The organism is Xanthovirga aplysinae (genome assembly GCF_009711365.1).
Lineage (GTDB): Bacteria > Bacteroidota > Bacteroidia > Cytophagales > Cyclobacteriaceae > Xanthovirga > Xanthovirga aplysinae.
The window spans coordinates 1-1,470 of the sequence record NZ_SMMB01000409.1 but is presented as its reverse complement, the minus strand read 5'-3'; the positions used below and the strand labels follow the sequence as shown (position 1 = coordinate 1,470).

The following is a 1,470-nucleotide window of genomic DNA, read 5'->3' as shown; positions in this document are numbered from 1 at the left end:
GCATAATGTCTTTGGGGTATATGCAGATGCGCTTCAATTTCATGGTTTTAATGCCTTATCCATGGATTATCCTTGGAGTATGTATGGAGTAAGCGTAAATTAACTGCCCTACTTCCTTCCAAGATTTTGGTACTCAAAGCAAAATATTTGTTGATACCTCAATATACGAAAATTGGAGTATTTGTGGTGGTAAAAGGCGGCTGTACTGGCAAAAAATGGCGGAATCGGCAGGGATGGAAGGGAGAATTTGGTGTTTTGGGGCCGCCTGGGTTTATTGAAGCTAAAAGGACCATTAAAACCTTTGAACTTATGGGGATGCAGAGCTCAACAGATGGAACGACTTTAGCCGGAACGTTAGGGGGAACTTTCCTAACCCTTTTAGGGAATATTCCCCTGGCTGATGTCAGCCGGACGGTGTTCCTGGCTGCGGTTGGGGCTGTGGTAAGCTTTCTTGTTTCTTTGGGGTTGCAATTTGTACGTGGCTGGATAAAAAGGAGAAGAAAGTCATAGGTTTAGAAGGGGTGGTTGGTCCTATGTTTAACCTAAAATATTTTAATCATGGCAAGACAGGTAGGAACTTTTAAGATTAATGGTACAATCGGGGATTTGACTTTTTATCAGTCCCAAGGAGAGCACTTTGTAAGGAGCAAAGGAGGTGTGGACGGAAACCGTATTAAGAATGACCCCAACTTTGCGAGGACCCGGGAGAACATGAGTGAGTTTGGCAGGGCTGGGCAGGATGGGAAGATGATTAGGGATGCTTTACGGACTTTGTTGGAAAAGGCATCAGACAGCAGGGTGACTAGTAGTTTGACTGCCAAGTTGATGGAGGTTATAAAGACGGATACAGAAAATGTCCGGGGTGAAAGGAGTGTTGAAAAAGGGGATCAACTACTGTTGAAAGGTTTTGAGTTCAATAAGAACGTAGGATTGGCTAATGTACTGTTTGCAGAGGTTACTGAAACAGTGGACTTAAATACACCGGAGGCCAGTTGTGTTATCAATCTCAATGCGCAGCAGGATTTAAAGGCTCCGACAGGGGCAACGCATTACCAAATCACTTATGCGGCTATGGGCCTTTTCTTTGATGGGTCCGGAGTGCAAGGTTTAACTGTAGCCGAAAGTGGAATTAAGCCTATTACAAATGTTGAGGAGGCATTAAATCTTGTTACTCCTGAACCAAATTTAGTGACTGCTGATACAAACTTTACCTTTTTAATGGTTGAATTTTACCAGGAGGTAAACGGGCAGAATTATCCTCTTGGAGGAGGAGCCAATAACTGTTTGCATTTGCTTAATGTTGTAAGGGCCTAGTTTTAAAAAAATAGCCGACTCCTTTATGAGTCGGCTAAAACCTAATCTTATTAAATTTACTACCTTTCCTTTTTGAACCTCAAATTAACTTTTCACCATTTACTTTCTTGCGATATAGTATTTATTTCCAGCATCTTCCATTAACAAGTTACTGTC

Annotated in this window: 2 protein-coding genes; both read left to right on the top strand. The window is 42.1% G+C overall.

What is annotated here, in order from left to right; genetic code table 11:
* The first annotated feature begins 147 nt into the window (after positions 1-147).
* Positions 148-510: a hypothetical protein gene (locus E1171_RS24385; RefSeq protein ID WP_246164108.1), complete on the top strand. Its 363-nt coding sequence runs from the start codon at positions 148-150 to the stop codon at positions 508-510.
* A gap of 48 nt (positions 511-558) precedes the next feature.
* Positions 559-1,314, top strand: coding sequence for a hypothetical protein (locus tag E1171_RS01465; RefSeq protein ID WP_155203371.1), 756 nt, complete (start codon positions 559-561; stop codon positions 1,312-1,314).
* Positions 1,315-1,470: the final 156 nt, after the last annotated feature.